This window comes from Vagococcus sp. QWL-13 (assembly GCF_058683555.1).
This window is the reverse complement of the sequence record NZ_CM178746.1, coordinates 1,234,044-1,248,629: the sequence shown is the minus strand read 5'-3', so window position 1 is coordinate 1,248,629 and position 14,586 is coordinate 1,234,044. Positions and strand designations below refer to the sequence as shown.

Sequence of the window (14,586 nt, the reverse complement as noted above, 5' to 3'; positions counted from 1 at the left end):
TTTTGGTGCCAATGACAAGTTTTATTCCTGTGATTGATTCGTCCCATCCGTCAATCAGGCATTAATATTTTTCAAAAAACAAAACAGTAACAAAAAACTAGGGAAATATTTTCTCCCTAGTTTATCAAAATCTTATGGCTTCAAAAAAATCTCTTTACTTATGCTGCAAAGTTTTTATTATAGTAGTGACTGATAAAGTTCAACAATCTCTGCTACGTTAGTATCTCTAGGATTCCCGCCTGTGCACACATCTGCCAAAGCATCTTTTGCAATTTGTTCCACATCTTCGGCTTTAAATCCTACTTCCGTTAATGTTGTTGGGATGCCTACATCAACACCTAGTTGACGAACAGCGTTTACAGCAGCTTCTCTAGCTTCTTCTAATGACATCCCTTCCACACCGGATACTCCCATTGCTGTAGCAATGTCGCGGTATTTTTCTCCAGTGAATTCTTTATTATAATCCATGACTGTCGGTAATAAAATCGCATTTGCCACACCATGGGGCGTATCATACCATGCACCAAGAGGATGAGCCATGCCATGAACCAAACCTAAGCCCACATTGGAAAAGCCCATACCAGCGATATATTGACCTAATGCCATATCTTCTCTTCCAGTGAGGTCTCCATTGACAGAATCTCTCAAAGAGCGTGCGATAATCTCAATCGCCTTGATGTGAAGCATGTCTGACATTTCCCAAGCACCTTTAGTTATGTAGCCTTCGATTGCATGGGTCAAAGCATCCATCCCTGTGGCTGCTGCTAAATCTTTTGGCATACCCAACATCATTTCACTGTCCACAAACGCAACAATTGGAATATCATGAACATCTACACACACGAATTTACGTTTTTTTACTTCATCTGTAATAACATAGTTGATAGTGACTTCTGCCGCAGTACCAGATGTAGTAGGTACTGCCAAAAGTGGAACAGAAGGATTTTTTGTAGGTGCAACTCCTTCGAGACTGACGATATCATCGAATTCTGGATTCGCAACAACGATTCCGATGGCTTTGGCAGTATCTATCGGCGAGCCTCCGCCAATTGCTAAAATATAATCTGCTCCTGATATTTTATAAGCATCTATTCCCTCTTTAACAACGCTTACAGTTGGATTAGGAACAGTTTTATCAAAAATTTCATAAGACAAGTCATTATCACTTAATAATTGGGTAATTTTTTTTACCAATCTTGCTTTAACCAGTCCTTCATCTGTCACAATAAAAGCTTTTTTAAATCCTCGTGCCTCTACTTCTTCTGGAATATGAGCGATTGCTCCAGCCCCAAAGTAAGAGGTTTCATTTAAAATCATTCGGTTTGCCATATTTAATAACTTCCTTTCATGTGAATAAAATCACTTATGTTTTTATAAAAAGAGGTTGACCCATAAGTCCTCATTCAATGCAAAAAGGAACGAAATCTTTTTATGATTTTGTTCCTTTTTTTAGCGATAAAAATAGCACTTCCTTGTATAATTAAAGTACCAACCATAACCAAAAGGGAGTGCTATCTATGTACAAAGATTATAACATGAATCAAGTCACTTTATCACTAGATTTAGAAATTTATTTGGAAAAGGGTGACATCGCTTTTGCAATCAATGAACTTGTAGAAAGCATGCCAGAAAAAGCCTTCTCGGTTTTTGACCATCAGATGGGTGCAACCTCTTATCATCCTAAAATGATGTTGAAGTTGATTTTGTGCGGTTACACGCAGTCTGTTTTTTCTGGCAGAAGAATTGAAGCGCTAGCTAAAGACAGTATTCGCGCTCGCTGGCTGACACAATCCCAGCAACCCAATTTTAGAACGATTAATCGGTTTCGTGTACATCCTCAGATGCAAGTGTTATTAGAAGAATGCTTTATTCAATTCCGAAACCTTTTGGTTTCCCAGAATCTTATCGAAACAGATGCCATCTTTATTGACGGTACTAAGTTAGAAGCCAATGCCAATAAATACACATTTGTCTGGAAAAAAAGCATTGAAAAGTATGAAGCTAAGTTGACAGAGAAATCAAAAGAGATTTATCAACAACTCGTGAAGGAAACCATCATTCCTTCTATTTGTGATGAAGACAAAGACCTTTCAGACAAAGAGTTTTCAAAAATCATCACGGCATTAGAAACAAGTGTAGAAAATTTGACTCAAGAAATTGAGACCTCTGACTGCGCTAAAAAACGAAAACAACTACGCTCTCAACGAAAGGCACCTAAACAAGCCTTGAAGCAATTCTCTGATTTTAAAGAACGTCAGTCACGGTATGTCCGTCAAAAAGCTATTTTAGGTGAGAGAAATAGTTACTCCAAAACAGATCACGATGCCACTTTTATGAGAATGAAAGAGGATCATATGCGCAATGGGCAACTAAAAGCAGGTTACAATGTCCAAATTGCGACCAATCAACAATATGTCCTAGCTTATGACATCTTTCCGAATCCTACGGATACGAGAACTTTAGTTCCTTTTTTACGGACCATAGAAAATACCTATTTTGATTTACCCGACTATATTGTGGCAGATGCCGGTTATGGTAGTGAAGAAAACTATGAAACTATTGTGGATGGCTTTGAAAAAACACCTTTGATAACCTATGGGATGTACCGCAAAGAGAAAAAGAGAAGTTTTAAAAAGAATCGTTTTAATCCTTTGAATTGGCGGTATGATGAGTTAAGAGATACCTATTTATGTCCCATTGACCGTGAGGTCCCGTTTAAACGTTATGCCAATCGTATAGATAACTATGGCTACCAACGACAATTAAAAATATACGAATGTCTTTCTTGTGAAAACTGCCCAGTTCGTTCTCAATGTACCAAAGCGAAGTCGGGTCGTAATAGAATGATTCAAAAAAACGGCAATTGGGACTATTTTAAAGCTTACGTTCAGACACTTCTGAAAGACGAACGAACAGGCAAATTATATGGTCAAAGAAAAATAGACGTAGAACCAGCCTTCGGAAATCTGAAGGCTAATTTAGGCTTCACTCGATTTTCAGTAAGAGGTAAAGATAAGGTGAGAAACGAATTAGGTTTTGCATTTATGGCGGTTAATCTGAGAAAGTTAACTGCCTATCAGCGGAAGAACCTCTTAAATAAACAAAAAAATAAGGGAACCAAAATCTTTTTATTGATTTTGGTTCCCTTTTTACTATTTTTGAGACTTATGGGTCAGCCTCCTTTATTCTAACATAGATAATCTTCTCTTGGTACTATGCCAAAAGCTTTTGCCAAGTCATGCAAATTCTGATCGGTGATGGTGATATTCACACTTTACAATTTTTAAAGATAATTATTTAAATTTGCTAAAGTTCAACACAACACTTTTTAACTTGTTCATGTAGTCATTCACTTTAATTTTAATTATTGTTTTCTTATATTCCAATGTTGAGATTGTAATATTATGAAAATACTAGCGTTTCCATTTGTTTAAAAAGATACTTGGAGATTATTCTTTTTAATCTCTCTGGTTATTCATAATGTAGGGTGAAATTTGCTAAATCCAAAACAAAAAAGTTAATAAACGTCTAGACGATATTGATCGTGCGAGAGTTTAAACAACTTTTTGATATAATAAAATGGAAAGTAAGGGATTTGAACCCTTGCGCCGGTTGCCCGACCTAACGGTTTTCGAGACCGTCCCCTTCAGCCAAACTTGGGTAACTTTCCATATTAACAACGATAAAATTATAAACTGAAACATTAACACCATTTGGGAATTCATTTAAAGTAAATAATAAGCAATATCTGGATTAGGTAGTACTTGATTATTATAATCCCTCCATGTTAAGAAAACAATTATTTTTTATCTTGAAATATCTATTTCGATGATTATACTAGCATGACAGTCCAGTACAAATACATCTCAGCTACTAAATTAAATCATTGTAGAATCTTTATCCAATTTTCAAATACAAATAAATTCATTCAAACACGGAGCGTACCTCGTCCGCAACTTTTAGCTCATTTCAATTCTTTTTGGTATAATTTTACTGAAAGCGAGGTGGTAAAATGGCTCTTATTAAACTATTGAAAATGACTGACAACTCCACAAAGGAAATTGATGATGTCACAAAGGTAATCATTAGAAATTCCCAAGGCAGTATCGAAATCATAGACGCAATTGATATGCTGGATTACCTGAACGACCCGGAGGTGAAAAGTATTTCTGTTCATCACAAGAATGGAACAATTAGTAAATTTTCGATGGATGTCTGGAAAATAACTACCATTAAAAATTAAAACTAACAAAATTTTAACTTTGCTTAAAGCACAGGCAATGTTGTCCATTATTTACCACGACAACAAGGCCTGTTTTTAATTTTTTTGACTTTCTTTGGTTCAAATAAAACGGCTTATTCTCCATGATTTCTTAGACATCAATATTGTTCGTAGCTTGTTGTCCTACCTAACAATTTCACTAATTATGAAACATAGTTTATAAAAAAGTCTAGGTTGTCAGCAATTAATAACTTTTCTTAGCATTTATATGACAATCTTGTAACTTGCTAAACAAAATAATATCACTTAAAATGAACATCGTGATTTTTTTAAGAAAGGAAATTTAAAATGATTAAAAATAAAATCGGGCTCACTGGCAACCAAATTAAAATTATCGGGATTATCCTGATGACCTTGAATCACTTAAGTATTTTGCTCTTCGGCGTCATAGAAAAATACCCTATGCTTGAGCTGGTCGCCAGTATTGCTGGCCCTTCAGTAGGACTTACATTCATCTTTTTAAGCGTTGAAGGGTATTATTATACAAGAAATAAAAAAGGATATTTGCGTAATCTTTTAATAGGATTTTGGATCGTAGAGTTGGCAAAGTTTTTGATGATTACTTTCCTTCCATTAAGTCAAGCCATGCAAGAAATGATGTTTTTTAACATTTTTGGTGGGATTTTCCAAGCTGTTCTCTCCATGTATTTGTTTGATTGTCTGAGAGCTTCTTGGTTCGAAAAAAATTGGTTGAAAGTTTTCGGTTTCAGTTCAGCACTTCTGCTTGTTTTAACATCGTCATTCAGTTTTATGGTGATTATTAATTTTTCACCTGAACTAGCTATGATTCTTAATAGCATTTTACCAATCATTGTTGAAGGGGCTCCAGTCTTTCCGATATTTGGGTTGCTATTATATATCACAAGAAATAAAAAATGGATGCAAGCATTAATCGCTGCTCTTGTTATCTTGCCCACTTCATTACCGGACTTGATCAACAACGGTATCAGCGGAGGTTACTGGCCTGCTTTACTGTTTTTTGTCTTCTTTTTCTTGTACAATGGTCAGAGGGGAGAAGGGCCTAATAAGTATTTCTTCTACACCTACTACCCTGCTCATATCGTATTATTTATTTTTTTGAATACTTTTGTAATTTCCAAAATGTTCTAGTCGGAAATTTTTATAGGGTAGAATACTTTCACAAGAACTGGTTTTGGATTTCAAATCAGTCTTACGATTTTTCTGGTCACCAGTGTATCCTGCAAAACAAAAACATCCCTGATCATCTTATGTTGAACAGGGATGTTATTTATTCTTCTATACGATTGTTAAAATTTATCTGACTTTTTCTGACTGATCCAACAACATGATTTGATTCCCACTTCGCCGGACACTAAAAAGTCAGGCAACTCATTGCGGTCAACCACATATGCTATAATGTACTTAACATCAGAGGAGGCGCTGAGTAATGAAAAGGAAAGAGAATCCTGAAGAAAAAAGAAGGAAGCTGATCACAAAAGAGCAAAGAAAGAATCCTTTAGGAACCTTAAAAGATGCTCATGATCAATCGAAAATTGGAGATTTTAGAAGCGGAAGCTGGAAAACAACCCTGGTTATCATCATCATTCTCTTAATAATTGCCTACTTCTTAGTTAGATGAAATAGCTGTCATGATATAAAATAATCCTTAGCAATTTCAACAGCTGCCATGTCAAAAAGCCTTTTTTACATTTTTATTATGTTATATATGTACCTTCCTCAATAAGTATATTTTTTTGGGTTTTAGTCTCTAAAAAGAAGCCATATGAAAGTCATTTGAGATTTTATTTTCCAGATATTTAATCAAACAGACTTTTCAGACTGGATGATTTTCTCTGACAAGTTTGATTTGAAGAATAAATTTTTATGATTAATTAAAGCAAATTGTTGATAAGATTTTCAATATAAAATTTCCATCTTTAAAGATATTTTCTACGAATCCCAACAGCCGTGCTCTTATTCAATCTCTATCATTTAATTTTAATAACCTCCTCTATAATGAAAAGCTCATCACAGAGGAGGTTATTCTTTTATTTAAAATCTTCAACAGCTTGCCGTTCTGTCGTAAGTGCAGCAATAAAATGACCGTAATATCGGTCAAATCCCAGCATGTCTTCTTTCGCTGGAAGAACCTTTTCACTAAGCTCTTTCGAAAATACATGGTCATTCAGATACTCTGCAAGTGAAATTTTTTGATTAATATAGGACGCAAGCAAGGCAATCCCCCACGCTCCACCCTCACTGGCTGTTGCCATCACAGCAACCGGTGTTTTCAAGGCACCTGAAAGCAGAGGCTGTACCACTCCTTTTTTCTTAAACATCCCTCCGTGGCCGACAAATTGATCGATTTCCACACCTTCATTACTCAAAATTTCAATTCCTTTTCTGACAGTACAAAAAGCAGAAAGTAAATGAGAACGCATAAAGTTAGCCAAGTTGAAATTAGCATTTGGCAAACGTACTAAAAGCGGTCTGCCCTCATTTAGTTCAAAGATATTTTCACCTGCGTAAAATCCATAACTTAAAATACCGCCGCAGTCCGAATCACCTAGCATAGCTTCAGCAAATAAAATATCATATAGCTGACTTTTCTCCACACTGATACCACAACGTTCCTGCATTTCAGCAAACAGTTCCACCCAAGCATCGATTTCTGATGAGCAATTATTAGCATGAATCATCGCCACACTCTCGCCGCTAGGTGTCGTTACATGATCAATTTCAGGGTACCAGTTACTTAGCTCTTTTTCCAAAACATTCATGGAAAAAATCGACGTTCCAACTGAAATATTTCCCGTACGGACCGCAACACTGTTAGTGGCCACCATTCCTGTACCGGCATCTCCTTCCGGCGGACAAAACGGGATACCTGAAACCAAGCGGCCTGTCTGGTCCAAAAGCTTGCTGCCTTCGGGCGTTAACGTTCCCGCTTGAGTTCCCGCCGTCAATACTTTAGGAAATATATGTCGGTGTGTCGTCTCCAATCCTTTTTGTTTCAATAAAGAGTCAAAACTATCAACCATTGTCTGATGGTAATCTTTGATTTCTGAATCAATCGGAAACATTCCCGAGGCATCTCCAACGCCTAAAACTTTTTCACCAGTCAACTGCCAGTGAACATAACCTGATAAGGTGGTTAAATAATCTACTTTCCCCACATGAGATTCTTGATTCAAAACAGCTTGGTAAAAATGAGCCACGCTCCATCTCTGGGGAATATTAAATTGGAATAAGTTGCTCAGCTCATGACTCGCCTGTTCAGTTGTCGAATTGCGCCATGTTCTAAAAGGAACCAACAGCTCCCCTTTTTCATCAAAAGCCATGTAACCATGCATCATCCCGCTGACGCCGATAGATGCTAAGCTGGTGATAGTTGTGTCATATTTTTTTTCAACATCTTCAACCAAACGGCGATAACAGGTTTGTACGCCTTGCCACACTTTTTCTAATGCATAAGTCCAATGACCGTCAATCAGCTCATTTTCCCATAAAAAACTGCCTTGTCCCACAACTTTAAAATTTGAATCAATCAGTGCTGCTTTGATTCGAGTGGAACCTAATTCGATTCCCAATACTCCACGACCAGCTTCAATTTCACCTTTTATCCTTTGTTTATTTTCCATTGTCAACTGCTCCTTAGTGATTTTACAAAAAAACTAACCAAACTTAGCAAAATAATCTAGGTTGGTTAGTTCTTACAAAAATACGATGTTTAAAAAGTGACCAAAATCTTTACTTTATTTCTAAGATTGCACCATTTTTGAGAAGTTTTTCGCGGACAACAGCAACATCCACTTCTTTTGGTGCAATTTTTTGTTTTGAAGCCATTGCTGCTCCAGTCCCTGCGCCTTCACCCACAGCCATACAAGTCGGCATCACACGGGAAGAACCAAAGACGACTGGATCCACACTGATACATCTGCCGCTGTACATTAAATTAGAGATATCACGACTGACAGTAGCACCGTAAGTAATGCCGTAAGGATCGGCCAATGATTTAATAATGGTCGAATCCCCAGACCCACTATGGATATCAATGATGTAGGACCCTAGAGCAATCGTATCTTCCGGTACAACTGCATTCACCGCATCTTCTTCTACAATCATCTGTTCACCGATAAAGCGGCGTGTTTCTCTTATGCCCAAGAAAGGTGCAATGGAAGAAAGATAAATATCTTGGAAACCTGGCACGTGTTCTTTCAACATGTCGATCAATGGTAGAATCTGCAAATGAGAGTCAATTTCTCCACGGCTTAAATCTGCCACATTTGTTCCGTCAAAATTTAAAATCCGAATACAGTTTAAAGCAATGTACCCGTCCTTAGGCAAGTTGATATAAATAATCGTGTCTCGGTCAATTGGGCACTTACCTTCTGCACGCAGTCTGGTAATCGTTTTTCTTAAGCCCACCATGACATGATTTGGACTGGCACTTAGGAACTCCGGAGTATAGCCGGGACGAATTTTCATTGAGTCTCCATGAACTAATTCATCTGGATTTTCTTTTAAATAATCCATGAACTGATCAATATCAAAACCGCCTACTGTAAACATCAATGTCGGAGGCTGTGTCTCTCCGTTTGCATACTGGCCTTGTTCAAATTCCGCTCCTGCCATATATGCAACATCCCCATCACCGGTCGCATCCACATAAACATCAGCGATGATTTCAGTTTCTTGACCTTTTCCTTTAACTATTACTGAGGTAATTTCTCCGTCTTCTACATTTGTCTCAATAATTTCTGAATGAAGAAGCAAATTAACGCCATATTCTTTTACCTTTTCAAAAAGGACGATTTTCATCAGATTAGGATCGACTACTGTGGTTGAGTTATGCAGGGGACATTCGCGATGGCCAAAACTGCCGTCTAATTCAATTAAACGGTCCACAATTTCTTGTGCCAGACCACCTGTAACTGTACGCCCTTGTGCATCCAGGAAAGCAAGCAGCGGTAAACCAATTGTCATGTTTCCGCCGATAAACCCCTGACGGTCAACCAATAAAGTTTCTGCTCCTTCTTTTGCAGAAGCAATTGCTGCTCCAATCCCGCCAGAACCTGCTCCCAACACCACAACATCTGTTTTTATTACATTTCGTTTCGATTTATTCATCTTTTAATCTCTCCATTTATTTTGAATTTGATAGGCAAAATCATTTGCTGCCAATTCTGATAGTTGAATCAAACTGCTGCTTTTTTTAAAAGGTCCCCACTTTATTGTTTCAAGCTGATAATACTCACGATAATTGATTGGCTGTTCTTGCTCAAGAATATGATATAACTCATGCAACAATATAAAGGATGGTACATCCTGAGTAAACGCCAAGTTCAATGAATCAATATTTTCTTGATACAAAAACAATTCTTTAGACTTTGGTTGATACTCACCGTAAACTGTTGTCCCACCATAACTCCGACTGGATTTTTTTATCAGACGAATGTTTCTTTCTAAAAAACAAGTCATCACATCCGCCGGATTGTCAATCATCTTTATTTTTTTTCTCACCTGAGAACTTATCTGATGGGCAGCATCTAAAATTTTAGGAATCTCTGTTGAAGGTATTTTATCAAACAAGATATCTCTTCGCAGCTGTTCCCATTGAAAAGTTTTAAAGGCTTTGTCCATCTTAACCTCTTTGGTTCTCGGCAGTCAGAGTACAAATGACGATCAGCTCAGGATTACCGGTCATCCCTTTCAACTCTGCATCAGCCAAAGCTAAAATTTGTCCAGCATCTTTCATTCCCGATAAGTCGATAATTCGCGGACCGTTTAAAATAAAGATATTTGGGATTTCAGCACCGCCATCACCGTAAACGATATTTTCATTGATTAGTTTTTCAAGGGTGTTTTTCCACTGGGAAGCCTGAGTGGTCACAACTTTTCCGTTCATCCGCTGCAAACGGATAACACCGTCCACATCCACCACCCGGACAGGATAATTAGTCTTTTTAAAAAATAAAAATTGTTTTGTTTCGATTTGGGTCGTCGCCACAGTATAGTACTCATTTTTTGCTGCGATTTTGATTTTACTTACAGGTTGTTTTGTATTTTCTGCGACTAATTCGATGATTTCTTGTTCTGATTTTTTCAAACTGCCTAGTGTTTTAGAACGCAATTCTGTTGCTCCTGTGGCAATTGCCCGCAGTTTATTTTGTTGCGTATCAATTTCCACCAATACCTCGATAGATTCTTCCGTTGCACCTGAGTTGATTGCTAGTTGAATTGCCTCTTTACGGATTTCCATGATGTCTTGTTCGCTTGGATTTGTCACCGTACGCTCGACCATATCTCTAACCATCGCCAAAGCAACACCAATTGGTGAAATAACTGAAGCATTTTCAGCTACCTTGCTTTCCACTCCCAAGACTTCCCCTAGATGTCCTACAACAGCTGACGCACCGCCACCCCCTCCAACAAGGGTAATCGCATCGTGTTCCAAACCATAATCCTTCATGATTTTTTTAACTACTTCGCCATTCCGTTTAGCAGACAAATCCAGTGCATGCCTAGCAGTTTCTTCAACAGTCATTCCCATATTTTTCGCTAAAGGTTCCCAGGCTTTTTTTGCTGCTTCAACGTTTCCGCGAGCGTAGTCCCCTTCTCCGATATAGCCGCAAATATTGGCAGCACCTGTTAAGGTCAGTGCAAATTTTTTGCCATTGGCACATTGGATATAGCCGTAAGTTGGATCTCCCGGCAAAGGTGAAACTTCTTTAAACACCGGCTGATCGATTTCTTCTGTTTCGGCAAACACTTCATACTTTAAATTAGCGATATGGGCACTTCTCGGTCCAACATCTACTACTTTTCCATTCTGAGTTTTCAGCATACTGCCGCCGCCTATCCCCACAGTTCTCACGTCTAAAGAACTTAAATAGGTTTTGTGCCCGCCGATTGACGCATATTTTAATACAACATTTCCGTCTTTCACACAAGAAATATCTGTACTTGTTCCTCCCACTTCTAAAAAGATACCGTCTGTCAATTTTTCATACATCAAGGCTCCGGCAACACCTGCCGACGGACCTGACAAAATTGTCAGTATCGGACGAGTTCTGACCTCATCAATGGTCATGACACCCCCATCACAACGCATAATCATCAAAGGAGAAGTGATACGCGCTTTTTTTATACTGTCTTCTGTCATGTCGGCTGTTTCAATCATACGGGGTAAAATACTAGCATTAACTACTGCTGTACGTGTCCTAACCTTCAAACCATACAGTTTCGAAACGTCATGACCTGTTGTTGTTGGAAAGCCTTGCGACTCTGCTACATCTGCGATAAGCAGTTCATTTTCCGGATTGTCGACACTAAACGCTTCCGTTGCCACAACGGAGGTGATGTCTTCTTTTCTAAATTGATCCAGTGCGGCATGAATTTGTTTTTCCAGCGGCTCTTTGCTGTTTAGAAACTGATTGCTTGTTTTCAAAAATTTATCTTCAGCAATTTCGATTTTCCCCATATTGGTATCAATCTTTGCCTTTAAGCCTTCTATACCGTTTCCAACTGTGACAATACCAACTGGGGAAACATCTCCCTCCAGCAGAGCATTTGTTGCTTGTGTCGTCCCATGGGCTATGAAGCTGACTTCTTCTGCTGAAATCCGATGTTCTTCCATTAATTTTTTTAAGGACTGAACGATTCCTTCACTAACACCATACTCAGAATCATGAGTAGTAGGTACTTTAACTTGTCCTACTAACTCGAATGTTTCATAATTTACTGCGACAGCATCAGTGAACGTGCCACCAACGTCAATTCCTACTCGATACTTTGCCATCTTCTCACCTCAAAGTTATTTGAAATATATAAATGTTAAAATTATGACTGATACAATCGTTAAAATCCAATTAGGCAATTGAATTTTATTCGTTAAAGAAACAGGGTCCATTCCCACATAATTTGCTGTCCAAACTACTTGCGTGGACGTTGGACAAGATTGAGTCGGCCATCTGAATGCAGCATAAAACACTGCTGACAAGGCTGCCACGGGAACCACATTAATCGCCAACATACTTGCAGCCAGCCCTGCTCCCAAACCCTGAAGATTGAAAGGTCCGCGGTACAGGCCTAAAGGACTTAACAGACACACCATAACAATCAGACCAACTGCAGTTGTCGGTGTAATAGCTTTCATAAATGGATTGATAACTGCTTGAGTTGTCGGTGCTGTAACAGCATTGATAATCATACCGATGCCAAACATTAACGTCGCTGTCGGTGCGCCATCTCTAAAACCTTCATAACAACTTTCCACCAAGAGATTGATATTTCTCGACCAGCTTCCGTGATAGGTAAAGATTACTGCCCAAACAATCCCCATGATAAAGACGGACAATGCTGGAAGTTTAAAGACCAGCATCATTACAATAACTGCGATTGGTGTCATACAGGCTAAAAAACCACGGATACCTTTTAGTTGATCTTCCGGTCTGCTGTTTAATTGAACAGAAAACGCAGAGCTGAGACCATATTTTCTGAAACCATAAAGTAAATAGAGAACTGCAAAAAGCAAACTCAGCACTGCTAAAACAATGGCTGCAGGATTGATCACACTATTTTCAACTCCAGTAATACTTGTAATTAAAGAAACATTGGCTGGGTTCAGCACATATCCTGCCGTCATAGCAATCAAGAAAGAATTGGCGGCAATTTCCCCGGGTATCCCAACTGAAAGTAAGATAGGCAAAACCACTGCACCTACCATTGCAACGGCTCCAGTACCATACAATGTGGTAAACATGATAAAAGTTACAAATAAAAGCAACGAGGCAATCACAAACGGTTTATCACCGCCAAGTTCGGCAGCTTTTTTTATCAAAGTTCTGGTGACACCTGTCCGGTTAAGCAATTGGGAGAGCCAGCAACTAAAAAGAATAGCGACATAAGTACTAGCAAGACGTACAACTCCGCCTTCTATTACGAAAGTAAAAATACCTTCATCTCCGATGGCTGGCAAGCCAACGGCGACACTGATTAGTACCGACATAATCGGTAACGCCAGTAAAGCTGGAATTTTTTTCAACATCATTAACACTGCCATTAAAATAAAAATAGCAACAATTAGTATTCCAATAATCATAGATTGCAACTCCTCTATTCCACATTTTAATTTTCACCTTATTTTAAAAAGCTTTAACCCAAAATAATCAATGATCAAAAGTAATTGCTACTTTAAAGTCTCCGTCTTTTCCAGTTGCTTTTTCAAAAGCTTCTTCCCACTGATCAAGGCTGTAAGTTTTAGTGACAACACCTTCTGTTTTTAATTTACCGTTTTCAATATGTTCGATTACAAATGGATAGCAGTAAGGAGATAGGTGGGCGCCTAATAAATCAAGTTCTTTGCCGTCACCAATGATACTCCAGTCAACTGTGGTTTCTTCACCAAAAACACTGAATTCGACGAATGTTCCTAGTTTGCGAATCATCTGTAGTCCCTGAGAAACACTTGAAGAATGTCCTGTAGCTTCTATGTAAATATCACAGCCATAGCCGTCAGTCAGCTCTTTGATAATCGAAACAACATCTTCTTTAGCTGGATTTAAAACAATGTCAGCACCGAATTCTTTGGCTTTTTCCAAGCGATTGTCTACTAAGTCCAAAACAACAAGTTTATACGGATTTTTCATGCGGGCATAAGTAATCATCCCTAAACCTAAAGTTCCCGCCCCTGAAATAACTACCACGTCTTCATTGGTGATATTAGCACGGTCTACCGCATGTTTTGAACAAGCGTAAGGTTCAATCAACAACGCTGACTCTAAAGGAATGTTTTTCGGTACTTGATGCAGTAACGCAGTTTTCGGAAATAAAACGTATTCTGCCATCCCGCCATTATTATCTTTTTGGAATCCTAAAGTGGCGTGAGGTTCGCACATCCAGTAACGTCCGCTTGTACAGAATTTACATTCTCCGCAAGGAACAATTTGTTCGCCAATGACTCGATCACCGACTGAGAAATCACTTACATTTCCACCTTTTTCAACAATAGTCCCTAAAAATTCATGACCGGGGGTAAATGGCGGGTTCACCCACATTGGCTGATTGCTGTCTCCCCAAAATCTTGAAGCGCCATCAAAACATTTTAAGTCACCGGCACAAATGCCGCATCCTTCTGTTTTGATTAAAACTTCATCAGGTCCGCACGTTGGAACTGGATAAGCTTCTTCCAATTTGTAATCTCCTACGCCATATGCAACGAGCGCTTTCATTGTTTCAGGTAATTTTGACATTCTTGCTTCCTCCTAAATATTTTATAATTTCATCTTAAACGTTCTCTATAGTTTTGTCAACACCTTTTATAAAACAACTTTATAAAAGAT

The 14,586-nt window shown here is 38.3% G+C and carries 11 protein-coding genes and 1 tRNA gene; 4 read left to right on the top strand and 8 right to left on the bottom strand.

Features of this window, described 5'->3' with window-relative positions; translation table 11 throughout:
* Positions 1-177: 177 nt before the first annotated feature.
* Positions 178-1,329 carry a lactaldehyde reductase gene (gene fucO, locus AC4PHI_RS05755; protein WP_492201354.1) on the bottom strand — a complete coding sequence of 384 codons (1,152 nt, stop codon included), beginning with the start codon at positions 1,327-1,329 and terminating at the stop codon, positions 178-180.
* A 188-nt stretch (positions 1,330-1,517) separates the two neighbouring features.
* Between fucO and AC4PHI_RS05750 the strand changes: the two genes are divergently transcribed.
* Complete coding sequence (locus AC4PHI_RS05750) at positions 1,518-3,191, top strand: IS1182 family transposase (RefSeq protein ID WP_492201353.1); 1,674 nt, start codon at positions 1,518-1,520, stop codon at positions 3,189-3,191.
* A 389-nt stretch (positions 3,192-3,580) separates the two neighbouring features.
* Here AC4PHI_RS05750 and AC4PHI_RS05745 read toward each other — a convergent pair.
* A tRNA-Ser gene (locus AC4PHI_RS05745) sits at positions 3,581-3,670 on the bottom strand.
* 342 nt (positions 3,671-4,012) lie between these two features.
* Here AC4PHI_RS05745 and AC4PHI_RS05740 point away from each other — a divergent pair.
* From AC4PHI_RS05740 to AC4PHI_RS05730, 3 genes are all read left to right on the top strand, one after another.
* The gene (locus AC4PHI_RS05740; protein ID WP_492201352.1) at positions 4,013-4,243 is read left to right on the top strand and encodes a hypothetical protein; all 231 of its coding nucleotides are present in this window, start codon (positions 4,013-4,015) and stop codon (positions 4,241-4,243) included.
* Between the two features lie 327 nt (positions 4,244-4,570).
* Entirely contained in the window at positions 4,571-5,392 is an 822-nt protein-coding gene (locus AC4PHI_RS05735; protein ID WP_492201351.1) for a TraX family protein, read from the top strand.
* Between the two features lie 298 nt (positions 5,393-5,690).
* A complete protein-coding gene (locus AC4PHI_RS05730) occupies positions 5,691-5,882 on the top strand; it encodes a DUF6366 family protein (RefSeq protein ID WP_492201350.1) in 192 nt (63 codons plus the stop codon).
* A 409-nt stretch (positions 5,883-6,291) separates the two neighbouring features.
* Here the strand turns inward: AC4PHI_RS05730 and AC4PHI_RS05725 are convergent, their stop codons facing one another.
* From AC4PHI_RS05725 to AC4PHI_RS05700, 6 genes are all read right to left on the bottom strand, one after another.
* On the bottom strand, positions 6,292-7,884 hold the full coding sequence (locus tag AC4PHI_RS05725; RefSeq protein WP_492201349.1) for a xylulokinase: 1,593 nt from the start codon (positions 7,882-7,884) through the stop codon (positions 6,292-6,294).
* A gap of 109 nt (positions 7,885-7,993) precedes the next feature.
* Positions 7,994-9,373, bottom strand: coding sequence for an FAD-dependent oxidoreductase (locus AC4PHI_RS05720; protein WP_492201348.1), 1,380 nt, complete (start codon positions 9,371-9,373; stop codon positions 7,994-7,996).
* A gap of 3 nt (positions 9,374-9,376) precedes the next feature.
* Entirely contained in the window at positions 9,377-9,886 is a 510-nt protein-coding gene (locus AC4PHI_RS05715; protein WP_492201347.1) for a hypothetical protein, read from the bottom strand.
* A gap of 1 nt (position 9,887) precedes the next feature.
* A complete protein-coding gene (locus AC4PHI_RS05710) occupies positions 9,888-12,044 on the bottom strand; it encodes a hydantoinase/oxoprolinase family protein (RefSeq protein WP_492201346.1) in 2,157 nt (718 codons plus the stop codon).
* 15 nt (positions 12,045-12,059) lie between these two features.
* Positions 12,060-13,346 (bottom strand): hypothetical protein, encoded by a 1,287-nt coding sequence (locus AC4PHI_RS05705; protein ID WP_492201345.1) that lies wholly within the window; start codon positions 13,344-13,346, stop codon positions 12,060-12,062.
* A 67-nt stretch (positions 13,347-13,413) separates the two neighbouring features.
* The gene (locus AC4PHI_RS05700; RefSeq protein ID WP_492201344.1) at positions 13,414-14,496 is read right to left on the bottom strand and encodes an alcohol dehydrogenase catalytic domain-containing protein; all 1,083 of its coding nucleotides are present in this window, start codon (positions 14,494-14,496) and stop codon (positions 13,414-13,416) included.
* Between the last annotated feature and the right edge of the window lie 90 nt (positions 14,497-14,586).